Here is a 24,729-nt window from a genome sequence, read left to right on the forward strand (position 1 = left end):
TGAAGCCGGGATTAGTTATACGATTATTTGATTGATTTTTAATATATCTTTTCTTAAATCATCATTAATATCTGAAGGAGCCAGCTGGTTTATAAGTTGCCTTATTTGGGTAAAAATAACTTTCTGATCTTTTAGATCTTCTCCTTTTATTGTTGATAGGGCTGCAATTAGTTCACCATCGTAATATTCACCCGCCAACGGATCTTCAGTCAGAACTTCCAGCACTCTTGGCATCAACTGATCAATACATAATTTCTGTCTAATAGCGCGACAGAGATCTTCCACTGTTAACTTTTCAATAGGTACATCAATGATACGTTCGAACCAGAGTTCAAGCGGTGATAGTTGTTCAGGCTCTTTCGTGACGTTGATGCTTCCAATCAATTTACGGAAGGTAATCATATTCCATGTCCTTTCAGGGCTGATTCTATTTTATTAATAGCATCCGTTGCTCTGCCATACGCAGCCTGAGCTTCGGGATTATTGACGTTTTTCAACGTATCCGCATGATTTCTTAATCCTCTGAGCGTATTTTGCATTTCCTGCATATGATCCCAATATCCTCCATTCTCTTTAGGAACAGGGTTACCATCCATATCCTTGAGAGTGCCAGTAATGTCATGATCTTTTAGAGCATTTTTTATAGTGTTATCGATCTTCTTAATCGCACTTTCTTGCTTCTGATTAAGCTTGTCTACAGGTTTTTCATTTTGCTGCTTAGAATCATTTTCCGGCGGTGGTGGGGTGCCGGTTCCTGAGCCAGCACCACCTAACTCTACCTTCTCTGCATCAGTCAGATCCTTGCCGATGTTTGGATTTGAGGCACTCCCGGAACCGTACTTATCCTGCAACGAGCTGAGATATTTTCCGGTGATCTCATCGTTACCCATCATTTCAAGGGTAACAAGATGATCCAGTTCATCAGCGGTCAGTTTGTCGGCAAGCGTTTTCGCCACTACGCCAGTAATACCAGCCTTGACCCCGATTTCCAGCAACTGCTCTGCAACCTTCGTCCGGCACGGCGCTGCAACCGCGCAACCTCTGGCAACCAGAGACAGCGAGTTATTCTCAACCGCATTTTTCCCTGCCTGCGCGCCGGTTAACGCACTGGCGCTGCTGTCTCCGGCAATGCCGCCAGCAAGCCCTGCCGCAAGCGTTGAGAAAGCGCTGATGGTCTGCTTCTCTTCTTCGGTCAGGTCCNTAGCTGCCTGTTCCCCTGCCACCGCACCGGCAGCGCCTGCCAGCGCATTGCGTCCCTGAAGCTCCGCCACGACGGCTCCGGCGATGGCATGGGCAATCGCTTTACTGCCCTCGTCCAGGTTCAGCTTATGGCCGATAACATCCGCCAGGTACGGCGCTGCGCCACCTGCCAGCGCCGACTGAACGTCCCCGCCCGCCAGGCCCTGCACTGCCGCCGTCACCGCCTGGACGGCCCGCTGGTATTTGCCGCCCGTGCCGTAGTCGCTGTTCTTCTGGGCGTTGTCGTAGAAGTTCTGCCAGACCTGCTGGTTAATCTCCTTGTCGCTGTACTGTTTATTCCGGTCCTGCGCCTGAAGCGCTTTCAGCGCCTCGTCCTTCTGCGCCTGGGTAACGCCCGCCATCTGGCTGTTAGCCTTCTGCGCCGCCTCTATCGCGCCCTGCGTTTTAACGATATCCGAGACCTGCATCCCAATCTCGCCAATCAGCTGCGCGGTCTGCAGGCGGTTCTGCTCTTTCTCTTTGTCGAATATCGGGTTGATACTGTCGTTGGCGTGTTCCGTATCACGGCTTAAGTTCGCCAGGTCCTGCTGCTGGTTCGTCTGGTCGCGAATGGTGATGGCGCCATCCGCCACCGCAGACTGCGTCGTGCCTTCGGCGTGGCCGCTGCCGCCCATCCCCGCCAGCATGGTGTTCGCCATATTGCTGATGAGGTTGCCTGCAATGCCGCCGCCCGTGCTGAAGCTCGCGCCCTGGTGCTCAATCTTATAGTCCGCCCGGTTCTGGATATCGGTGAAGCCCAGTGTGCCGGTATCCAGACGGTTTTTATCCGCCGTGGCGGTGGAGGCGATCACCGCGCCATCGAGCTGGGTATGGTTGCCGACGGTGATATCGAAGCCGCCCTCGCCTGCATAAATGCCGCTCTGCTCGATAACAGAGTCGTAGTTGCTCTTCATCTTGTCGCGGCTGTAGCTGAAGCTCGCCGAACCGCCCGGCACGCCAATGGTAAAGCTGCCGCCCGCGCTTACGCTCTGCTGCTTGCTGTTGTAGTTATCGCTGTCCTGCAGGCTGCTGATGGTCAGGTCGCGGCCTACGTCCGCCACCACTTTGTCGCCGTTCACCTGTGCGCCAGTAAGCGTGGTGTCGCGGCCGCTTTGCAGTTTGACCGTGCCGCCGCTATCTACCGTCGTTTCGCTCCAGCTGGTGCCGTTGCCTTTGTCGTGCCCTTTCGCCGCATTCACATTGGCGAATACGCTAATGCCGCCGCCGTTGCTGCCGCCGCCGATGCTTACGCCGATACCGCCGCCGCTGCTGCTGTTTTTGCCGGTGGTTTTCTCGGTATTCGCCGCGCCGGTAAGCAGAATGTCATTCGCCGCGCTCAGCGTCGTGTCGCCGCCCGCCTTCAGCTGGCTGCCGCCGATGAGGATATCGCCGCTGTTGGCGCTGCCGCCTTTGCCGGTCGCGTTAATGGCAAGGTTATTCCCGGCATTCAGCGTGCTGCCTGATACCGTGTCGGTCTCCTGATGCTGCTGCGATTTTGATTTCTGGCTGGTAAGCGACACGCTGACGCCAAAGCCGTTGCTCGGGTCGTTTGTCGCCTGAAGCAGGTCCGAACCCTGAGAAGCCTGATACCCCGAAAGCGCGGCTTTGGTGGCCTGCAACGCCGCTACCCGGCTGTCGCTGCTCTCTTTCGCCGACTGCGCAGCGCTCACGGCGCTGTTAAGCGCGCTGCCCACCACGCCCGAAAGCGCCAGCGTCAGCCCGCTGGACTTCTGCTCGAATTTCTCGTCGCGGGTGCGTTTGTCGTGGCCCGGCTCAATCACTACGCTGTCGCCGGTAATCGTCAGGTCTTTGCCTGCAATAAGATCCGCGCCGCCCACGTGCGCCTGGTTGCCTGCGGTAACCGTCACGTTGCCGCCCGTCGAGCCTACCGTGCTGGTGCTCTGGCTCTGGGTGGTGCCTTTCTCGCGCAGGTCGTGGGTGGTTTTGCTGCTGCCGATGGTAAAGCCAATGCCACCGGAGCCCATCAGGCCGCTTTTCTTCGTCTCTTTGAAGTTCCAGGAGGTATCGGTATTGGTGGCGGCGACAATATCCACATTGTTGCCCGCGCCAAGCGCTACATTGCCGTCACCCGCAACAGCAGAGCCCTGTACCAGCAGATTGTTGCCCGCAGAAACCTGCACGTTGTCGCCAGAAAGCAGCGTACCTGCTTCACGCGTGGCGCTGGTTTCCTGGATGGTGTGGGTGGTTTTTTTGCTCAGGAAACCGCTTTTAGTCTTGGTCTGCTCTTTGTAGTAGTAATCGCTCTCGGTGGCGGTGGTGAGGTTAACGTCGCGGCCTGCCGCCACGCCGATATCGCCCTGCGCGGTCACCTGCGCCGCCTGCGCGTTCACATCCTGCCCGGCGACAATCACCGTGTTGCCGCCGCTCGCAATCTCAGTGCCCTGCTGGCGCACCGACTCGTTGATGACGGTCTTTTTCTTCGCGCGGGCGCTGTCGCCCTCGGTGGTGGCCTCCGCCGCCAGGTTGACATCACGCCCCGCCTGCATGCCGACGTTATTCGTCGCCGCCAGCGCCGCCGCCTGGGAATTGATGTCCTGACCTGCTTTCAACGTCAGGTTGTCGCCTGCCGCTACGGTGGCGCGGTCCAGCCCGGTGCTGTGCGATTCATTCTTGCCGCTGGCGCTGTTCTGGCTGGTCTGTGCGGCGTTCAGGTTGAGGTCGTTGCCCGCCGCAAGCGCAGCGCTGCCGCCCGCTTTCACGTCGCTCGCCGTCAGGCTGAAGTCATGCCCCGCGCTCGCGTCCAGGTTGCCGCCCGTGCTGATGGTGCTGCCCTGATAAGAGACGGTGGAGCGGCTGGTGTTGGTTTTGCCGCGAAAACCGGACTGGCCGTAAGCGTCGTTCACCTGATTGGCGTTAACGGCGATGTCGCCCCAGGCGTCCAGCAGCATGTCGCCGCCGGAGGCGAGGTTCGCGCCGGTCAGCGTGATGTCTTTGCCCGCCGAAAGCGAAAGCCCGTCCTGCGCGGTAATGGATGCCGTTGAGCCCAGCACGGTGTCTTTTAGCGAAACGCTGCCGTATTTGCCTTTGGCGTTGATATCAATCTGGTCAGCCAGCGTGATGTTATTAATGCTGCCGTCCAGGCTCTCCAGCTGTACGGTTTTGCCGTTGATGGCGGAACTGATGTTGTTGATATCCCCGATGGCGCTCAGGTTGAGATCGCCGCCTGCTTTCATCAGCCCGTCGTTCAGGTTGCTGATGCTGTTCTGGCTGTCGAGGCTGAGGTTGTTCTTCGCCACCAGCGTGCTGCCGCTGTTGGTGATGTTGCCGCCCTGCAGGCTAACGTTATTGCCCGCAATGACGCTGCCGTTGTTCACCGTCACATCTTTCGGCGACAGGTACACTTTCGGGATCATCACCGTTTCGCCGTTGATGGTCGCGGTTTCCCACCACAGGATGCTGTGTTCGAGCGCCGCCACCTGGTCGGCGGTGAGCGACACGCCGAATTTCAGGCCGAGAGACTGCTGCGCCGAGGCGGCGTTGTCCATCAGGTAGCGCATCTGGTCGAGGTCGGAGCCGATGCCGTTGAGGTAGCGGTTGCCGGTCTGGTTCAGCAGGTAGTTGCTGACGTAGCGGGTGTCGAACGCCGCATCGCCAAGGAAGCGGTAGTCATAATCCGGGTTCAGGTTGAGGCGGCCCAGCATGTAAGAGGAGCCGAGGAACTGCTTCTCATCGGTATAAACGGCGCGGGTCTCCTGCGGCGCCGTTGTTCCCGGCTGCACGCCTGTCAGCGCCCCCACATCCGGGCGAACGCCAGAGAGCGCGCGGGTGGAAGGCTGCAGGCCCAGCAGGGCGTTCAGGTCGCCAAACAGCGACGGGTCGAGTTGCCCAAGATCGTTAAGTTTCGGGTTAACGGTGATGAGGTACGGGCTTTTCGGGTTGGTGGAAACCACAAAATAGCCGTTGTCGCCGGATGGCAGCGGGTAGGCGCTGGTGTCCACCGCCTTGCCCTGATACTGCCCCAGCGCGCCGCCTTTGGCGTTATTAAGCGCCGCCGTGGTCACGCCCGCGTTCGCAAGGCCGCCCACGCTGCCGAGGCTGGCGTTACCCTTCTGCGTGGTAGAAATGGTGGCGAGAGACGCGTTCGCCGCGCCGTTTGTCTCCAGCGCGCCGCCGCCGTTAATCTGCTGCAACGCGCCCTGGAGTTGATCTCTCCACTGCGGCGAGTTCACCGCCACCGGCCCGGCATTGGTCAGGTTCTGTTTTGCAATGCTGCCGCTAACGCTCTGGTTGCTAAGCATGTTGAGCGATGGCGTGGAAATCGTGTTGCTGACGCCGCCCGCGTTAGCGGTGGTATTGGTGTTGCTGATGTTGCTGGTGAAGTTAGCGCTGACGTTGCCGCCCGCCTGGATAACGGCGCGATAGATTTGGCCGTTAGAGGACTCGGTAGTCTGGCCTTTTAGCTCATATTTGAAATAAGAATTAGTTGGAGGCTCTATATAACGCTGGTTAGATGACGATATACCAATAGTATCCAGATATTCATACGTATAATAATTATATAACGTACCGTCTTCATAACTTTGGTTATTTAAAGTATTCCCACTTAAAGAAATATTCTGCTGTGCTAATAAATTACTGGCACGGTTATCTAACGAATTACTATTGATAACGATACTGCGGCCTGCGGAAATGGTGCCCGCACCGCCAGTTGCACTTACACTATTATGAACAATAGCGGATGCGATTTTCTGCGTTTTATAATCATTAAGTGGTGTATATTGTGAATAATATGTATAAATATCAGTTGCACATGTACAGTTATGAAATTCATGAGTTAGCCACTTTTTAATAAAATAAGCATCTGGCGAAAACTCAGAAATGCTAATAGTGAGCGTCGCATTTCCTGCATTAGGCTGATTTTGGTTTTCCGTCCAACTGCTTACCGACAACCCATCCCTTGTATTCAACAAATGCCCGGTATTGATCGTAATATCGCCGTTTTGCGTCTCGATCGTCCCTGAGGTATTCACCACTTCCGCATTCGCATTACCCGCGCCGTCGCGCTGCATCCACAGGCTGTTGCCCGCGAGGATATCGCCGCGCTGGTTGGTGATGCTGTTGGCGTAAAGCGCCAGGTTGTTGGCCGCATAAAGCAGCGCGGTGTTGATGATGGAGCCAGGCCCGCTCAGCGTCAGGCTGCCGCGGGTGCCGGTGAAGCCGTTTACGGTGATGTTGCTGCCGCTGTTAATGGCGATATCGCCGCCGCCCTGAATCGACCCCGCGCCATTAAGCGCTACCGCGCTGCCGCTGAGGCTGCTTGCGCCGTTGCCGGTGGTGATTTGGTTATTGTTAGTGAGCACGCCGCCCGCGCTGACATTCACCGCCTGGCCCTGCATCACGCTCTGGTTATCAATCGCGCCGTTGCTGGTCAGCGTCAGCGTTCTGCCCGCCGCCAGCGCGGTTTTGTTGGTGTAGGCGTTAGTCAGTTTTAGCGTCAGGTCGCCCAGCGCTACCACCTGCCCCAGCGCGTCGAAGCCGTTGCTGCCAAGCCACAGGTTCCCGGCGCTGAAAAGTTTGCCCGTGGCCGACTGGTTAACCTGGCCTGCGTTCACGTTCAACTGCCCGGTGCCAAGCAGCGTGCCGTTGTTATTCAACTGGTTGTAGTTAACGGCAAGCGTGCCGCCCTGGGTCGTGCCCTGGTTGGTGAACAGATTGCCGGTGAGCGTCGCCTGGTCCGCAAGCCAGGCGCCACTGTTGGTGGCGTTCGCGGCGTTCAGAACAAGGTTGGTCGCCTGCAGCCAGCCTGCGCCGGTGTACTGCGGCGTGGTGAGCGTCAGCCCGGCGCCGGAAAGCAGCTTGCCGTCGTTATGCGCCTGCGAAGCGGCGTCCACGCGGGTGTCGCCGCCGCCCTGCATCAGCCCATAGTTGAACAGTTCAGGCGTGGTAACGGTAAGCCCCTGGCGGCTGACGATCTCCCCGCCCGTGTTGTTGGTCAGCCTGCCGCTCAGGCTGAGCGTGGCGCCGTTGTCGCCCTGCAACCGACCGCTGTTGCTCAGCGCCCCGGTGGTGACGCCAAGCGTATTGCCCTGTAGCTTGCCGAGGTTGGTGACGGAAGCGGCGCTCAGGTTCAGCGCGCCGCCGGTGAGCAGCGAGCGCCCCGCCTGCTGGGTAAACGCGCCGTTGAGCGTTACGGTCAGCCCGTTCACGCCGCTGGTATCGCCGTCATTGTTAAAGGTGTTGCCGCTGAGCGTCAGGTTTTTCGCCGCCCACTGCCCCTGGTTGGCAAGCGTTAACGCAGAGAGCGCCGCATTGCCCATGGCGGTAATTTTGCTGCCGGTCGTGGAATTAAGCGTGTTCGCCAGCGTTATCTGCAGCGCGTCGGCGCTCTGCACCGCGCCGCTGTTGGTGAGCAACTGCGCGTTCAGGAGAACGTTCTGACCCTGCCAGCTTCCGGCGTTTGTGACCGCGCCAGAGGTGATTTTCAGCGTGCCCTGAGTGAGCAGCGCGCCGTTCGCGCCGTTTATCAGCTCCTGCTGCGGGGCGGCCATCAGCATGCGCGCCATCAGGCGCTGCTGCGCTTCCAGCGTCAGGCTTTGCAGGCCAGTCAGCGTACCTTGGTTGTTGATGCTGTTCTGGTGCAGCGCGAGGGTTTTCCCCTGCACCGCGCCGCTGTTTTTCAGGCTCTGGCCGTCGAGCGTGGCGTTGCCTTCGCTAAGTAACTGCCCGCCGTTGTCGATAAGCTGCGCGCCAAGGGACGCATCGCCTTTGCTCATCAGGGAGCCGGTATTGGCGAGCGTGGCGTCCACGTCTGCCGTCAGGTCGCCCAGGCTTAGTAGCGAGCCGCCGTGCGTCCAGCCGCTGGCGTTCACCTCCACGCCCTGCCCCTGCAGGGTGCCGAGCGTAGTAAGCTGCCCGGCGTTCAGCGCCAGCGCGCCGCCGGTAAGGGTGCGGGAAGCCGCGCCCGTGGTCAGCGTGTCGCCCGTTATGGTCAGCCCTTTCACTCCCTGCCACAGCCCGTCGTTGCTGAGCGTGGCGGCGTTAAGGGTCAGCGTATCCGCGGCGATGCGGCCTGGGTTAATGAGGCTGCCCGCCGTCAGGCCCAGCGCCCCGTTGCTCTGAATTTGTCCGCTGTTGTTGAGCGCGCCGGTGAAGGCGCCGGTGAGCGCCGAGGCGCCGTTCAGCACGCCGCGGTTATCCAGCGTATTGCCGATCAGCCCCAGCGTGTTCCCCTGCATCGCGCCTGCGTTGGTAAGCGCGCCGCCGTTAAAGGTTAACGCGCCGCCGGAGAGCCATTTGCCCGCCGCCTCGTTGGTAATGCTGCTCGCGGTGGCGTCCGCCTGGCCGTTGCCCTGAATCAGGCCGCTGTTGCGGATCGCCGTGCCGCCAAGGGTCAGCGTCTGGCCCGCCAGCGTGCCGCCGTTGGTGAGCGTCGCGGCGCTGAGCGCGCCCTGGCCTTTCGCCACCAGCGCGCCCTGGTTGTCGAGCGTGTCGGCGAGGGTGACGTTAAGCGTATTGGCCTGAATATCGCCGCGGTTAGCGAGCGTATTGCCCTTCAGCGTAAAGTCTTTGTTCGCCAGCAGCAGCCCCTGGTTTTGCAGGCTGTTGAGGTCGAGGTTCAGCCCGCTGCCGCTCACCAGTTGCCCGTTCTGGCCGTTAATCAGGTCGCGGGTGGCGAGCGCCAGGCTGTCGTTGCCCTGTATCACGCCGGTGTTGGTTAACTGCGGCGCGCTGAGCGTTAAGGCTTTCGCCGCCAGTTGGCCGTCGTTGAAAAGCTGTGCGGCGGCGAGTTCAAACCGATTCTGGCTTAACAGCGCGCCCTGGTTGTCCACGCGCCCGCTAAGGGTGGCGTTCAGGCTGTCCAGCGCCTGCGCGCTACCGCTGTTGCGCAGCGTGTCCGCCGTGAGCGTGGCGCTGCGGGCCTGGAGCTGGCCCTGGTTATCAAGCGTGTTGCCGGTGAGCGTCAGCGTTTCGCCGCCCGTCGCCTGGCCTTGGGCCTGGTTGGTAAAGGCGTTGCCATCCCAGTTCAGGGCGCTGCTGCCCTGCAACAAGCCGCTGTTCTGCAAATCGCCGTGCAGCGCCAGCACCTTCGCCATCAACGCGCCGCGGTTATCAAGGCTTGCCGCGCGCAGGTCGAGCGTCTGCTGGCTCAGGGCTTTGCCCTGGTTGCTGAACGCGCCGTTCACTTTCGCCGTCAGCCCCGCTTCGCCCAGCGCGTTGCCGCTGTTAATCCACTCGCCCGTCGCCAGGCCCAGGGTTTTGCCCTGCAACAGCCCGGCGTTGCTAAGCTGGTCATTTTGCAACGCCAGCGCGCCGCCGGAGAGCAGTACGCCGCCCTGCTGGTTATCCAGCGTTTTGCCCGTCGCATTAAGGGATGCCGCGCCCTGTAAGGTGCCGCTGTTGGTGATAGCAGAGGCGTCTGCGCGCAGGTCGTTCGCCGCCAGCAGCCCACTGTTGATAAGCGTCGGCGCAGTGAGCGTGAAGCCGTTATCGGCAATCATCCGACCGGTGTTGGCCGCGTTGCCGCTCAGGTTCAGCAGCAGGTCGGCGGCGCTCAGTTCGCCGTCGTTGCCAAGCGTTGCGCCATGCAGCGCCAGCGTGCCGCCGGTGCGCAGCGCGCCGCTGTTGCTGGTGTGCTGCGCGGCGATCGCCAGCCCGTCGTCGCCCTGGGCTTCGCCCTGGTTTTTCAGCGTATCGGCGGTGAAAGAGAGGTTTTTCGCCGCCAGCAGGCCGCTGTTATCAATCTCTTCGCCGTTCAGCGTGAGCGTGTTGTCCGCCAGCAGGCGGCCACCCGTGTTGTTCATCAGCGCGGAATAGTCGCTGCTGAGGTTAAGGCCGTTGATCTCCCCGGCGTTGGTCAGGCGGTCGCCTTTGAGGATCAGGTCGCGATCGGTCGTGATCAGGCCGCTGTTATTGAGCGTCGGCAGGTTCAGCGTCAGGTTTTGCGCGCTGTAAAGCGTGCCGCCCGCGAGGTTATCGAGCGCGTCGGTTTGTAGGTTCAGCAGCCCGGTGCCCTGCATCAGCCCGCTGTTAGTCAGTTGCTTGCCGCGCAGCGTGAAGGTATCCGCCACCAGCGTGCCGCTGTTGGTGAGGTTTTCACCTTCCAGCGTGAGCGCATCCGCCTTCACGCCGCCGCTGTTGATGAGAATCTGCGCGCCCAGGGCCAGCGTATCGGCCAGCAGCGCGCCGCGGTTGCTGAGGCTGTCGCTGCCGAGGATTAAGGTGTTGGCTTCCAGCGTGCCGCGGTTGGTCACCGATTGCGGCGCCTTGAAAGCAATACGGTCGGCGTTGGATTTCCCGCCATGGTCGATTTGCTGCGCCGTAACGCTGAATGCGCCTTTCGCCGCCTGGGTGCCGTTGAGCTGTGCGTTGTTAGCCTGGAGCGTCAGGTCTTTATCGCTCTGCAGATGCGCATCCGCGCCCGTAGTGACCCTCTCGCCGCGTACGTCGAGCGCGCCGTTGGCAATCACCTGGCCGTTAATATCGGCTTCCTGCTCTGCCCCAAGACGCACGTCGCCCTGGCTGGTGGTCAGCGAGCCTTTGCCGCTGGCAAGCTGTGCGGCTTCCACCGTCAGGCTTTTTGCACCCGAAAGCGTGCCGTTTTGCTCAAGGGAGGCGGTGTTCACCGCAAGCGCGCCGTCGGCGAGCAGGCTGCCGCCGTTGCGCAGCGCCGCTTCCGCGGTGATGTTCGCGTCGCCTTTCGCGCTGAGCGTGCCCTGCTGGGCGAGGTTTTTAACGTTAACGTCAAGCGCAGCGCCGCTTTGCAGCGTGCCGCTGTTTTCCAGCGCGTCGCCCTTCAGCGTTACGCCGTTGCCCTGCAACAGCCCGCTGTTGTTGAGGCTTGCGGTTTGCGCATCAAGACGGCCATTGGCCGCCAGCTGGCCTTCGTTCACCACCTTCTGGCCGGCAACCCGCGCGTTGCCGCCCGCGTTCACCTGCCCCTGGTTATGAATATCGCCGCCGTTCAGGCGCACAGTCGCTTTCGCCTCGGCGCGGTTGGCGCCATCCAGCGCGATCTGCGTGCCGGTAAGGGTGAGGTCGTTGCCCGCGGTGAGCGCGCTGCCGGTTGCGGTAAGCGCGCCGCCGCTGCTGAAGGTGGCGTTCGCGCCGCTGCCGACCGTGGCGTTATCTAACGCGACGCTCTGCCCGCCCGTCAGGCTCAGCGCGCCCTGGCCGGAGAGGCTGCCGTTGCGCACCGCCAGCGAACCGCCGTTAAGCGTCAGGTCGCCATCGGCGATAAGCGAACCGCCGGTCATCTCAAGCGCGCCGCCGCTGCTGAGGGTCGCACTTAAACTGCTGCCTGCGGTGGTCTCTTCAAGCAGCAGCCCCTGCGAGCCGGTGAGCGTCAGCGCGCCCTTGCCGGAGAGCGTGCCGCCGCGAACAGCCAGCGCGCCGCCGTTAAGCAGCAGGTCACTGCCTGCGGTGAGCGAGCCGCCCGTGACCGTAAGCTGGCCGCTGCTTGTCAGGGTGGCGTGAGTGCCGCCGCCCGCTTTGCTGTTTTCAAGCGATAAGCCCTGCGCGCCGCTGAGGTCAAGCGCGCCATGTCCTGACAGCGCGCCGCCGGAAACCGCGAGCGAGCCGCCGCTCAGCAGCAGGTCGCTGCCAGCGGTGAGCGTGCTGCCCACGGCGGCGATGTGGCCGCCGCTGGCGAATGTCGCCTTCGCTTCACTGCCTGCGGAGGTGTTTTCCAGCCGCATGGACTGGTTGCCGGAAACCTTCAGTTCGCCCCGGCTGGCCAGGCTGCCGCCCTGCACGCTCAGCGCGCCGCCGCTATGCAGGCGAGTGTCAGCCTGCCCTACCAGCGTAGCGTTCGCGATAGTGGCGTCCTGCTGGCTGGCGATAGTCAGCGCGCCGTTGCCGGAAATGCCGCCGCCGTTGATGTTCAGCCTGCCGTTGCTGCTGAGGGTGGTGTTGCCCTGGCCTACCAGAGTGGCGCTGGCGAGCGCCGCATCCTGCCCGCTTGCGACATCAAGCGCGCCGCTGCTGGTCACGCCGCCGCCGTTAATCTGCAAATGCCCGTCGCTGGTAAGGCGCGCGTCGCCGCCGCTGGCGAGCGTGGCGTTATCCAGCGTCATCCCCTCACTGCTGGCGACGTTCAGCGCGCCGCCCGTCTGGTGGCTTCCCGCCAGTGTCACCCCTTCGCCTTTCGCGCTAAGCGCGCCGCTGGCGAGGCTGTTTTTCACCGTCATCCGGCCGCTGGCGTCGAGCTGAATATCCCCCTGCCGCGCGTTGAGGTTGCCAAGGTTGACCCCTACCCCTTTTTCGCTGGAAACAAGGCGAATACGGTTGGCGTACATGCCGCCGAGCGCGCCGGTATCCACCGCCACCGTCGGCGCCGGGCCTTCGCCCGCCTGCGCCCGCACGCTACCGTCCGCCCCGACGCGGTTCGCGCCTGCGGTCACGCTGAGATCTTTCGCGTGGATAGCGGCGTTCACTTCGCTGGCGCGGGAGATGATAGCAAGCGCGTCGCTCTGGCTGGCGTCCAGCCCCTGCCCTTCGACGGTAATCGCGCCTTTAGTGACATCCAGCGCCATCAGGTTGCCATTCGCGTCGAACTGCGGCTTGCCGGTGGTTAAGGTGACGTTCGGCGTGTTAATAAATCCGCAGCCGTTACAGGTGATGCCGTAGGGGTTCGCCACCATCACGTTAGCCGCTTTCCCCGCCACCTCGGTGTAGCCCTGCAGCTGCGAGCGGCTGGCGCCCGTCACTTCGTTGATAATGCCTTTCGCTTCCTGGTCCGCTTGCAGGTGCGGGTTGTTCTGGATAAGCCCGCCCAGCTGCGTCTGGGTCAGCCTGTCGGTGGTATTGTTGAGGATGAGCCCCTCTTTGCCGACGTTGTAATCCTGGAACTGGTTATGCGAGAGCCCCGCCGCGTTCGGCGTTGCGATGTTGACAACCGGCACCCCGTTACCCGCCTGGTCCATGGTGGTCTGCCCTGTTGGCGTCATCGCCGCCGCAAAAGCGGGCGCGACCGGCTGCCAGACCAGCAGCACGCTGATAGTCCAGCTCAGCAGACGTTTAGCAAGACTCACGGGAGGGTGACGGTTATCCATAATCGTTATCTCTTAAAGCGTGAACATGATGCGCCAGTTGACGCTGAGGTGATCCGGGCCAAGCCAGTCGGGGTAGCGCAGCGGCGTGCCGACGGAAATCTGGCTGCTGTACCAACGGTTGGCGCTGCCAAGCCCCGCCGCTGCGCCCCACAGGGTGCCGGAGGCGTAGCGGTCTTCGCGGTCTTTCTCCAGCCAGCCGCCATCCAGCGCAGCGGTGGCGCTGACCTGGCCGATAACCGGCAGGGTGAAGAGGAGATAGTTGAGTTCGTTGCGCAGATAGCCGCCGTTGTCGCCGGAGAGGTACTGCTCTTTGAAGCCGCGCACCGAACTTTCGCCGCCGAGCGTCAGGCGCTCTGAGCCATACAGGCGGTCGGGCGACCACTGGCCGTAGGCGCTGGCGAGCCACCACAGGTTGTTCGTCACCGGGCGCTGGAAGCTGGCACTGAGACTCCATTTGCGAAACTGCGCGCGCGGCTCGTCGCCATGCTTGTTTTCGTCGGTTTCGGCGTTAAACCAGGGGGCGCCGTGGCTGTAGCTGGGGTTGAAGGTGGCGACGCCGCCCCCCATTTTCTGCGTATGGTTGATGCCAAGGGTGAGGCTTGAGAGGTTGCGCGTGCTGCTGGCGAGCGGCGCATCGTTAAGCCAGTTGCGGCTGCTGCGCTGCGTTACGCTCGCCGCGACGCCGGTTTTGATGTCGCCGTTGCGAAACACCACCCACGAGGCGTTCAGGCGATGGGTTTTGGTGTCGCCCGTGGAAATCCATTTGTAGCCCATGTTGTCGAGGGTGGTGCGGTAGTTGCTCCACGAATAGCTGTAATCCAGCAAGCCGTAGCCAAACGGCACGCTGACGCCCGCCTGGAAATTCTGCGCGTCGTAAGCGGTAGCGAAATCGCTGCTGCGCCCGCCGCTCACAAACCATTTATCCGCGATCCGCAGCAGGTTATTCGCAGTCAGCGAACCGGTGAGCTGCTCCTCGCCCGTGCTTTTCTGCCCGCTGTTATCCAGGCTGACGCTAACGCTTAATGGAAATTCCGGCGTGGCGGTTAAATTCACCACCGAATAGCCCTGCTGTTCAGCAGGCAGAATTTCTATCTGCACTGGCGTGGCGCGCAAACGGTTTATTTGCTCCATGCCCTGTTCTATATCGCGTAAATTAAGCACCCGCCCTTCAAGCCCCGGAAAGGCCATTTTCAGCATCAGCGGCTTTTTCCCTTCCAGGCGAATTTCACTTAATTTCCCTTCCAGCACGGCGAGCGTTAATTCACCGCCAGAGAGATCCTGCTCGGTTAAAAACGCGCGGCTGGTAATATACCCGCGGCTGATATACCAGTCGGAAACCGCCGCCGTCAGCTCGGTTATTTTTTTCATATCCAGACACTGGCCGCGCCACGGCGCCGTCAGTTTCTGCTGCGCCTTACGGGAAGGCAGCGTCGCGCCGGAAAGGATTATTTTGTTGATCTGAAAGCAGGGCCCGGCGGCAGGCTGCGCGGGCGCAGGCGTGGCCGCGCGCGGCAGCGGCGTGCTGCGCTCTAACTCTTCGCGCTGCTGCTGGTTTTGTAATAATAATTGTTCTTGCTGCTGGCGAATTGTATCGCGGTCCGCTGGCGATAAAGGCGCAGCTACCGCAGTACAGATCTGGCCTGCAGCAAATAATAAAATTAAAAAACGAGAAAACATTCCCTGGATCCTGTCCATGATCAAATTAAATAATAACGCGCAGAAATTAAATGGCGTCAAATTTAAGGAAGAGAGTTTTCCGATAGAATATCAATTTTTTCTGTGACAGCAATATAGACAGGAAAGATATATCTTTCTGACAGGTGGGCGGTATTGATTTAATTTAAAGGCAATGCATTTACCGACTTAAATTAAATTGGTGTAATGAATGCCTGTAAATAACAGGAAGATTAATTTAAAAAGAAAGAAAAATCATAAATTAAGCGGTAATTTTATTTCATCTCTACTGTGCAAGATCACATTCCAGGATGACCAGGTCATTTCTGCGCAAAATAATAAAGGAGGCAATCGCCTCCTTTATTTCATTGCCTGGCTTATGCCGCCACCGCCGGTCTTACCCCAAGCGTATGGCAGATGGCGTAGCTCATCTCCGCGCGGTTGAGCGTATAGAAGTGGAAGTCCTTCACCCCTTCGCGACTTAAGATTTTCACCATGTCCATGGCGATATTGGCGCCCACCAGCTTGCGGGTTTCAGCGTCGTCATCAAGGCCTGCGAACATTTGCGACATCCAGGAAGGGATGCGCACATTGGTCATATCGGCAAACTTTTTCGCCTGTTTGAAGTTGGAGACAGGCAGAATGCCCGGGATTATCTCCACATCAATGCCCGTCGCCGCGCAGCGGTCGCGAAAGCGCAGGTAGCTTTCCACATCAAAGAAGAACTGGGTGATGGCGCGGTTGGCGCCCGCGTCGATTTTGCGCTTGAGGTTAAGCAGGTCCGCCTGCGCGCTTTTTGCTTCCGGGTGGACTTCCGGGTAAGCGGCGACGGAGATATCAAAATCCGCCACCTCTTTGAGCAGCGCCACCAGATCGCTTGCGTACATGTCCGGCTTGCCGCTGCCCGGCGGCAGATCGCCGCGAAGCGCCACAATATGACGGATGCCGTTGTCCCAGTAATCACGCGCGATGGCGCGCAGCTCGTCGCGGGTGGCGTCGATGCAGGTGAGATGCGGCGCAGCCTCAAGCCCGGTGCGCTCTTTAATGCCCTTGATAATGCTGTGCGTGCGGTCGCGCTCGCCGGAGTTTGCGCCGTAGGTCACCGAAACGAATTTCGGCTTCAGGCTGCTTAAACGGTCGATGGAGGTCCACAGGGTTTGCTCCATTTCACTGGTGCGCGGCGGGAAAAATTCAAAAGAGACGTTAATCTGGCCCTGCACTTCGGCCAGGCTCTGATTCAGGGCTTCCCGCTGGTTGGCGTGAAAAAAGCTCATACCTTACCTCATCAATCGCTACATAATCGTTGTTGTGTCGTGAACTTCTATACGTTTAGACGTCCAGATGTAAAAATGACGGAAAAGCGAGGGGCCGTCAACAGAAAAATAGTTATCTTGCGTGACGAATATTCAGCCAACATGAAAAAAGTTCATGTTAAGGCAAGGGGAGCGGAGGTGAGCTTAAGGCAGGTAACGTATGGCGGTGGCGCCACGCTGACTCGCCCGGGGGTTAACGCCTGCGGCGTTTGCGCTTCGCCCCTCACCCCGACAGGGTGAGGGGAAAGGTCATGGCGATAAGCGTCGCCTGCCAGTAACTTGCTGCATAAAAAAAGGAGCCATTGGCTCCTTTTTCATTACCTGCCTTTATTAGAGCAGCTGCGCCAGCCGGTTGAGGTCTGACTGGATCGCGCCGGCGGTAACGTCGCGCCCGGCGCCCGGCCCGCGGATCACCAGCGGGTTATCGCGATACCAGCGGCTCTCAATCGCAAACACGTTATCGCACGGCAGCAGCGAGGCCAGCGGGTGCTCGGCTCGCACCGCCTCCACCCCCACGCGCGCTTTGCCGCTGGCGTCGAAACGCGCTACATAGCGCAGCACCAGGCCCATTTCGCGCGCCGCTTCCAGCCGCTGCACCATCTGCTCGTTCAGTTCATCGCCGTTTTCGAAGAAATGGTCCACCGAGCCCGCTTCGCAGCCCGCCGGCACCAGCGATTCCACGCGCACCTGTTCCGGCTCGATGTCATAGCCCGCTTCACGCGCCAGGATCACCAGCTTGCGCATCACGTCTTTACCGGAAAGGTCCACGCGCGGGTCCGGCTCCGTCAGCCCCTGCTGCCAGGCCTGGTCGACGAGATCGGTAAACGGCACCGTGCCGTCGAACTGCAGGAACAGCCAGGAAAGCGTGCCGGAGAAAATGCCGCTGATAGCCAGAATGTTATCGCCGCTGTCGCGCAGGTCGCGCACCGTGTGGTTAACCGGCAGCCCGGCGCCGACGGTGGCGTTGTAGAGCCAGTGACGGCCCGTCTTGGCGAACGCGTCGCGGATCTGGCGGAATTTATTGCTGGTGCTTGCCCCGGCCAGCTTGTTGGCGCTGATGACATGGAAGCCGTGGCTGGCGAAATCAAGATACTGGTCCGCCAGCTCCTGGCTTGCGGTCACGTCGAGCACCACCAGGTCGTCGTAAGGGTGGGCGCGCATCCACAGGAACAGCGACTCTTCGTCATGCTCCACCGCTTCATCATTAAAGAAGGCGAGCGCGCGGCTGGCGTCCAGCCCATTGTAATTAAGCAGGCTGCGGCGGCTATCCACCACGCCCGCCAGCACAAACTCAAACCCGGTGCGGGCGGAGAAGGTCTCCTGCTCACGGGCGAACAGCTCCAGCCAGCGCGAACCAATGTTGCCCTTGCCGAACAGCATCAGGCCGATGCGTTTCTCGGCGCGGAACAGCGACTGGTGCAGCCCCTGGATCAGGTGTTCGGTCGGCCCGACGCGCAGCACCGCCACGAGGCTGATGCCGTCGTCCGACTGCCAGATAAACTCCACCGGCTGGTCTTTCAGCTGCTGCCAGAAGCGGTGGCTGTGCAGCGGATTGCGGCATACGCCCGCGCCAACCAGCGCCACCAGCGCCAGCCCTTCGCGAAGACGCAGCTCGCCTGGCAGCCCCGCTTCTTCCAGGATCTGCAACGCGCTGCCCACCACCTCTGAGGTGTAGCAGAGCTGCAGCAGGCTGCGGTCCGGGTGGACGCCCACGGAAAGCGGGCGCACCTGCGCGCGCTTGAGCAGCGCATCCACCTCTTTATGCGCCAGTTTGAAATCCTGGTGCGAGGCCACTTCGAATTCAATCAGGCAGACATCGTCGTGGCTGGTGACGATGCGCGCGCCAGTGCCGGAAGCCAGTACGCGCTCAATGCGCGTGGAACCCTGCTCCGGGTTGTAGCTGCAGCGCAGCTGAAGGTCGATATCGCTGCCGGATACCGGCTGTAAAGTCCGGGCATGCAGCACGGGCGCGGCCAGGCGCGCCAGCTCGCTCGCTTCGTCCAGGCGCAGCAGCGGCAGCAGGCAGGCGTCTTTCACTTTGCGCGGGTCGGCGCTGTAAACGCCCGCCACGTCGCTCCAGATGGTGACGCGAGAAACCCCGGCCAGCGCGCCGATTTGGGTGGCGGAGTAGTCGGAGCCGTTGCGGCCCAGCAGCACGGTTTCGCCCGCGTCGTTACGGCAGATAAAGCCGGTCACGACCACGCGTTTGCCAGGATGCTGAACCAGCAGTTGTTGCAACAGAGGGTAAGAGAGCCCTTCATTAACCTGCGGCTGCGCCGCGCGTTCAGCGCGCAGGAAATCGCGCGCATCCAGCCAGGCAGCTTCCAGCCCTTGCTGGTTTAGCACCGCCGCCATCAGCCGTGCGGACCAGACCTCGCCGTGCCCTACCACCTCAGCGTAAACCGCATCGGTAATGGTGCCGTCGAGCAGCCCCGCCAGGCGTTCAAGGTCGTGGATGAATTCGCTAATCAGTCCATCAGCGACATCCGGCGGCAGCAGACCGCTAATCAGTTCGCTCTGATAGCGGCGCAGCGCCTGCTGCACCTGATGGGCGGAGAGACGGTCGCTCTGGCTAAGCTTCAGCCAGCTTATCAACTGGTTGGTGGTGCTGCCCGCCGCCGACACCACCATCATGTCGCCAGGCAGGGAGTAGTCGGCCATGATGCCCGCCACCCGCAGGTAACACTTCACATCGGCGAGACTGCTGCCACCAAATTTATGCAGTTGACGACCCTTCGTCCCTGCAGGCGCTGTAACACTCATGCTTACCCCTTACTCGCCGCCCGGAAGCCATTTTCCAGGTCGGCAATCAAATCTTCGCTATCTTCAATACCTGTCGAGATGCGCAACAGCGTCTCGGAAATGCCGGCTGCGGCGCGCGCTTCCGGCGCCATGCCTGCATGCGTCATGGTCGCCGCGTGGGAAATCAGGCTCTCGACGCCGCCAAGCGACTCCGCCAGCGTAAACAGCGATAACCCTCCCAGGAAACGGCGCAGCGTCTGTTCGTCGCCGTCCAGCTCAAAACTCAGCATCGCGCCGAACCCTTTTTGCTGGCGCGCGGCAATCTCATGCCCCGCGTTATCCGGCAGGGAGGGATGATACAACTTTTTCACCAGCGGCTGGGTCTTCAGGAAGTCGACAATCGCCTGGGCGTTACGCTGCGCCACCTCCATGCGCGGGCTTAACGTGCGCAAGCCGCGCAGCAGCAGGTAGCTGTCGAATGCGCTGCCGGTGACGCCGATATTATTGGCCCACCATGCCAGTTCGGTGACGGTGTCCGGATCCTTTGCAATGACCACCCCCGCCACAACATCGGAGTGGCCGTTGAGGTATTTGGTGCAGGAATGGAGCACCAGATCCGCCCCCAGCGCCAGCGGGTTTTGCAGCGCCGGGCTCAGGAAGGTGTTATCCACCACGCTTATGGCTCCGGCTTCGCGAGAAAGTTCGCAGATTTTCGCAATATCCACCACGCGCAGGAGCGGGTTGCTCGGGCTTTCCACCAGCACCAGCTTCGGTTTTTCCGCCAGCGCCGCGTTTAACGCCGCCTCATCGCCCTGATCGACGAATTTAACGCGATAGCAGCCGCGTTTCGCCAGGCTGTCGAACAGACGGTAGCTGCCGCCGTAGCAGTCGTGCGGCGCCACCAGCAGATCGCCAGGCTTAAGGAAGACGGTAGTGACCAGATGTATGGCCGACATGCCGGTATTGGTCAACACCGCGCCCGCGCCCCCTTCCAGCTCCGCCAGCGCACGCTGCACGACGTCACGCGTCGGGTTGCCGCGACGGGAGTAATCGTGAGCGCGGGGCTCGTTGAAGCCGGTGAAATTGTAGGTGCTGGAGAGATGAATAGGCGGGACAACGCAGCCGTACTGCTCGTCGTCGTTTAATCCGCTGCGAACTGCGATGGTGGCCTGTTTACGCGTCATGGTGAGTCGTTTCCTGGCTTATCGGATAAAAGTCAGGCCACAGAGTAAACACTGAGGCAATAGACGTCAATACATCTGGACATCTAAACTTCTTTGCGTATAGATTGAGCAAAAGCGTAATAACCGTTAAAATTGGGGTTTTAGAGCAGTGCAGCAGCGCGAGCGCCGTCATCACGGTATATTCTACGCTGTACACTAAAAGACGTTATGGTTAAGACCGTGAGATTCGTCAGGTTTTGACCCTGGACCAATGACTGAGAGGATTAAAGGTATCTCATGGCTGAATGGAGCGGCGAATATATCAGCCCCTACGCTGAGCACGGCAAGAAGAGTGAACAAGTTAAAAAAATTACGGTTTCCATTCCTCTGAAAGTGTTAAAAATCCTCACCGATGAACGCACGCGTCGTCAGGTGAACAACCTGCGTCACGCCACTAACAGTGAGCTGCTGTGCGAAGCGTTCCTGCACGCGTTTACCGGCCAGCCCCTGCCGAACGATGAAGACCTGCGTAAAGACCGCAGCGACGAGATCCCGGAAGAGGCGAAGGTTATTATGCGTGAGCTGGGCATCGACCCGGATACCTGGGAATACTGATTCGCAGAAACAAAAAAGGCGCCTTTCGGCGCCTTTTCTTTGGGTAGCTTATTTGCTGCCCGGGATGCTGAAGCGTTTGTTGAAACGCTCAACACGACCACCGGTATCAACAACACGCTGCTTACCAGTGAAGAACGGGTGGCATTTGCCGCACACGTCCAGGTTCAGGTCGTGACCCACAGTAGAGCGGGTTTTGATAACATTACCGCAAGAGCAAGTTGCAGTAATTTCTACATAATTCGGGTGAATACCTTTTTTCATGGGAAAACCTCGGTTAAGGCCGCGTCGCTCTTCCGGCCCTGACGCCAGACACCACGCGATGTTGATAGTAAGGTTTGATGGCGGAACTGCACATCAAAGGCGGCGAATCATACAGAAAATAACCACCCAATGCAAATCTGTCTGCAATCTTCCGCGCCGGCAACGCCGGACAGCCCAGCAGAGAGTGCGCCATTTTACGGACACACAGTGTACACTATGGCGTCGTATTTATCAGCCGGATGATTTTCATGCCTGTTGCTCATGTTGCCTTGCCCGTTCCTTTAGCCCGCACTTTTGACTACCTGCTGCCTGACGAAATGACGGCGGCCGCAGGCTGCCGCGTGCGCGTGCCTTTCGGCAAGCAGCAGCGCGTCGGCATTGTGGTCTCCGTGAGCGAGCAGAGCGAACTGCCGCGTGATGAGCTAAAAAGCGTGGTGGAAACGCTCGACGCAGAGACGCTCTTTCCGCCCGCGCTGTGGCGGATACTGCTGTGGGCGGCAGATTATTATCATCATCCGCTTGGCGACGTGCTGTTTCACGCCTTGCCGGTGCTGTTGCGCCAGGGTAAACCCGCAAGCCCGGCGCCTTTATGGTACTGGTTCGCCACCGACGAAGGACGCAGCGTCGACCTGCAAAGCCTTAAGCGCGCGCCGAAGCAGCAGCAGGCGCTGGCCGCGCTGCGCCAGCGCAATATCTGGCGCCATGAAGTCAATGAGCTCGGCTTTACCGACGCCGCTTTCCAGGCGCTGCGGGAAAAGGCGCTAAGCGATTTGCGCAGCGAATCGCCTGCCGTTACCGACTGGCGCGCCGCGTTCCACGTTTCCGGCGATCGTCTGCGGCTTAATACCGAACAGGCGACTGCGGTAGGCGCCATTCACAGCGCGGCGGACAGCTTTTCCGCCTGGCTGCTGGCGGGCGTAACCGGCTCCGGCAAAACGGAGGTTTACCTCAGCGTGCTGGAGAATGTGCTTGCCCAGGGCCGCCAGGCGCTGGTGCTGGTGCCGGAAATCGGCCTGACGCCGCAGACCATCGCCCGCTTTCGCGAACGCTTTAACGCGCCGGTGGAAGTTTTACACTCCGGGCTTAACGACAGCGAGCGGCTGAGCGCCTGGCTTAAGGCGAAAAGCGGCGAAGCGGCCATCGTTATCGGCACCCGCTCCGCGCTCTTCACGCCGTTTAAAAATCTGGGCGTCATCGTTATCGACGAAGAACACGACAGCTCCTACAAGCAGCAGGAAGGGTTCCGCTACCACGCCCGGGATCTCGCGGTTTATCGCGCCCATACCGAGCAGATCCCTATTATCCTTGGCTCCGCCACGCCTGCGCTGGAAACGCTGCACAACGTGCGCCAGCGTAAATACCGCATGCTGAAGCTAACCCGTCGCGCCGGCAACGCGCGCCCGGCTCTGCAGCACGTTCTGGACTTAAAAGGCCAGCCGCTGCAGGCGGGGCTTGCGCCCGCGCTTATCGCCAGCATGCGCCAGCATTTGCAGGCCAATAACCAGGTCATCCTGTTTCTTAACCGCCGCGGCTTCGCCCCTGCGCTGCTGTGCCATGACTGCGGCTGGATTGCCGAATGCCCGCGCTGCGACCATTACTACACGCTGCATCAGGCGACGCATCAGTTGCGCTGCCATCACTGCGACAGCCAGCGCCCGGTGCCGCGCCAGTGCCCGCAGTGCGGCTCCACGCATACCGTGCCGGTGGGGCTGGGCACAGAGCAGCTGGAGCAGACGCTCGCGCCGCTTTTCCCCGACGTGCCAATTTCCCGCATCGACCGCGACACCACCAGCCGCAAGGGGGCGCTGGAGCAATACCTGGCGGAAGTGCATCGCGGCGGCGCGCGTATTCTTATCGGCACCCAGATGCTGGCGAAGGGGCATCACTTTCCTGACGTCACGCTGGTGGCGCTGCTGGATGTCGACGGCGCGCTGTTTTCCGCCGATTTCCGCTCCGCCGAACGTTTCGCGCAGCTTTATACCCAGGTGGCGGGCCGCGCTGGCCGCGCCGGCAAACAGGGCGAAGTGATCCTACAGACCCACCACCCGGAGCATCCTTTATTACAGACGCTCTTAAGCCAGGGGTATGACGCCTTCGCCGATCAGGCGCTGGCGGAGCGCGTCGGCGTTTCACTGCCGCCGTTCAGCAGCCATGTGCTGATTCGCGCTGAAGATCATAACAACCAGGAAGCGCCGCAGTTCCTGCATCAGATGCATAACCTGCTGCGCTCCAGCCCGCTGGCGGACGACCATTTATGGATCCTCGGCCCGGTGCCCGCGCTGCAACCCAAACGCGGCGGCCGCTACCGCTGGCAACTGCTTTTACAGCATCCCTCCCGGCAACATTTACAGCGCCTGCTTGGCAACAGCCTGGCGCTCGTCAACACCCTGCCCGCCGCGCGTAAAGTGAAGTGGGTGCTGGATGTCGACCCGATCGAAAGTTAACCAACCTGCCGATTTCTGCGAAACATATCGAAAAAAATAAAATCTCCATCACATTACTGATGTAATTTTTGTAAGTCGGTGCTTTAAATAGCTGATATGAATGTGATGTAGGTCAGATACAGGATGTATCTGCGTCCGCCGTGGCGCAGGTGAGGAGAAGAAGTTGAAGCCCAAGAAGCAGGTTGCCGCCGCAACCATGAAAGATGTCGCCGCCAAAGCTCGCGTTTCGACGGCCACGGTATCGCGCGCCTTAATGAACCCGGAAAAGGTATCGCAGACCACCCGCCACCGCGTTGAACAGGCGGCTATCGACGTGGGCTACCTGCCCAACTCGCTCAGCCGCAGCCTCAAGCGCAACGAATCCCGCACTATCCTCGTTATCGTACCGGATATTTGCGACCCTTTTTTCAGCGAAATTATTCGCGGCATTGAAGTCACGGCGGCGGAGCAAGGCTATCTGGTATTGATTGGCGACTGCGCCCACCAGAACCAGCAGGAAAAAACATTCATCGACCTGATTATTACCAAGCAAATCGACGGCATGCTGCTGCTCGGCTCCCGGCTGCCTTTCGACGCCAGCAAAGAGGAGCAGCGCAACCTGCCGCCGATGGTGATGGCGAATGAATTCGCGCCGGAGCTGGAACTGCCGACGGTGCATATTGATAACCTCACCGCCGCTTTTAACGCGGTCAATTACCTGCATGAGTTGGGCCACGAGCGCATCGCCTGCATCGCCGGGCCGGAAGAGATGCCGCTGTGCCATTATCGCCTGCAGGGTTACATACAGGCGCTGCGCCGCTGCGGCATTACCGTCGACCCGCACTATATCGCCCGGGGCGATTTTACCTACGAGGCGGGCGCCAACGCGCTTTCACAACTGCTCGACCTGCCTAAGCCTCCCACCGCCGTTTTTTGTCACAGCGACGTAATGGCCCTTGGGGCGCTCTCGCTCGCTAAACGCCGCGGCTATAAGGTGCCGGACGATATCTCGCTGATAGGTTTCGATAATATTTCGCTTTCCGCCTTCTGCGACCCGCCGCTGACCACCGTCGCGCAGCCGCGTTTTGATATCGGCCGCGAAGCGATGCTGCTGCTGCTCGATCAACTTCACGGGCAGACGGTCAACAGCGGTTCGCGCCTGCTCGATTGCGAGCTGGTGGTCCGCGGCTCAAGCAGCGCGCCGAAGCCGCGAAAATAAGCGGCTTTAAGACGCCCCCGACTGGTCAAAGGGCCGCCCCTTAAGTAACATGGCGGGCTGATAACGAAC

Annotated in this window: 10 protein-coding genes and 1 pseudogene; 3 read left to right on the plus strand and 8 right to left on the minus strand. The window is 60.3% G+C overall.

Annotated elements, in window-relative coordinates; translation table 11 throughout:
• Positions 1-15 precede the first annotated feature (15 nt).
• The 7 genes and pseudogenes from IEX01_RS18885 to metB form a co-directional block, all read right to left on the minus strand.
• Positions 16-402: a contact-dependent growth inhibition system immunity protein gene (locus tag IEX01_RS18885; RefSeq protein WP_188724355.1), complete on the minus strand. Its 387-nt coding sequence runs from the start codon at positions 400-402 to the stop codon at positions 16-18.
• Positions 399-11,453 (minus strand): hemagglutinin repeat-containing protein, encoded by an 11,055-nt coding sequence (locus IEX01_RS18890; protein ID WP_444542685.1) that lies wholly within the window; start codon positions 11,451-11,453, stop codon positions 399-401. Before IEX01_RS18890 ends, IEX01_RS18885 begins: the two co-directional genes overlap by 4 nt.
• Before the next feature lie 617 nt (positions 11,454-12,070).
• Positions 12,071-13,250 (minus strand): annotated as a pseudogene (locus tag IEX01_RS21925) (filamentous hemagglutinin N-terminal domain-containing protein); the annotation flags it as partial.
• A 12-nt stretch (positions 13,251-13,262) separates the two neighbouring features.
• Complete coding sequence (locus IEX01_RS18895; RefSeq protein ID WP_188724357.1) at positions 13,263-14,927, minus strand: ShlB/FhaC/HecB family hemolysin secretion/activation protein; 1,665 nt, start codon at positions 14,925-14,927, stop codon at positions 13,263-13,265.
• A gap of 374 nt (positions 14,928-15,301) precedes the next feature.
• Positions 15,302-16,198 carry a methylenetetrahydrofolate reductase gene (metF, locus tag IEX01_RS18900; RefSeq protein WP_024556731.1) on the minus strand — a complete coding sequence of 299 codons (897 nt, stop codon included), beginning with the start codon at positions 16,196-16,198 and terminating at the stop codon, positions 15,302-15,304.
• Positions 16,199-16,567: 369 nt separating this feature from the next.
• A complete protein-coding gene (locus IEX01_RS18905; protein WP_024556733.1) occupies positions 16,568-19,000 on the minus strand; it encodes a bifunctional aspartate kinase/homoserine dehydrogenase II in 2,433 nt (810 codons plus the stop codon).
• 2 nt (positions 19,001-19,002) lie between these two features.
• The gene (gene metB / locus IEX01_RS18910) at positions 19,003-20,163 is read right to left on the minus strand and encodes a cystathionine gamma-synthase (RefSeq protein WP_024560423.1); all 1,161 of its coding nucleotides are present in this window, start codon (positions 20,161-20,163) and stop codon (positions 19,003-19,005) included.
• Between the two features lie 276 nt (positions 20,164-20,439).
• On the opposite strand from metB, the gene metJ reads away from it, so the two are divergent.
• Entirely contained in the window at positions 20,440-20,757 is a 318-nt protein-coding gene (gene metJ, locus IEX01_RS18915) for a met regulon transcriptional regulator MetJ (RefSeq protein ID WP_024556735.1), read from the plus strand.
• 48 nt (positions 20,758-20,805) lie between these two features.
• Here metJ and rpmE read toward each other — a convergent pair whose 3' ends face one another.
• Positions 20,806-21,018: a 50S ribosomal protein L31 gene (gene rpmE, locus IEX01_RS18920; protein WP_024553817.1), complete on the minus strand. Its 213-nt coding sequence runs from the start codon at positions 21,016-21,018 to the stop codon at positions 20,806-20,808.
• A gap of 248 nt (positions 21,019-21,266) precedes the next feature.
• On the opposite strand from rpmE, the gene priA reads away from it, so the two are divergent.
• A complete protein-coding gene (priA, locus tag IEX01_RS18925; RefSeq protein ID WP_048887628.1) occupies positions 21,267-23,462 on the plus strand; it encodes a primosomal protein N' in 2,196 nt (731 codons plus the stop codon).
• A gap of 163 nt (positions 23,463-23,625) precedes the next feature.
• Positions 23,626-24,660 carry a DNA-binding transcriptional regulator CytR gene (gene cytR / locus IEX01_RS18930; protein WP_048887627.1) on the plus strand — a complete coding sequence of 345 codons (1,035 nt, stop codon included), beginning with the start codon at positions 23,626-23,628 and terminating at the stop codon, positions 24,658-24,660.
• The last annotated feature ends 69 nt before the right edge of the window (positions 24,661-24,729 follow it).

It is taken from the genome of Franconibacter daqui (genome assembly GCF_014644275.1).
Taxonomy (GTDB): domain Bacteria; phylum Pseudomonadota; class Gammaproteobacteria; order Enterobacterales; family Enterobacteriaceae; genus Franconibacter; species Franconibacter pulveris.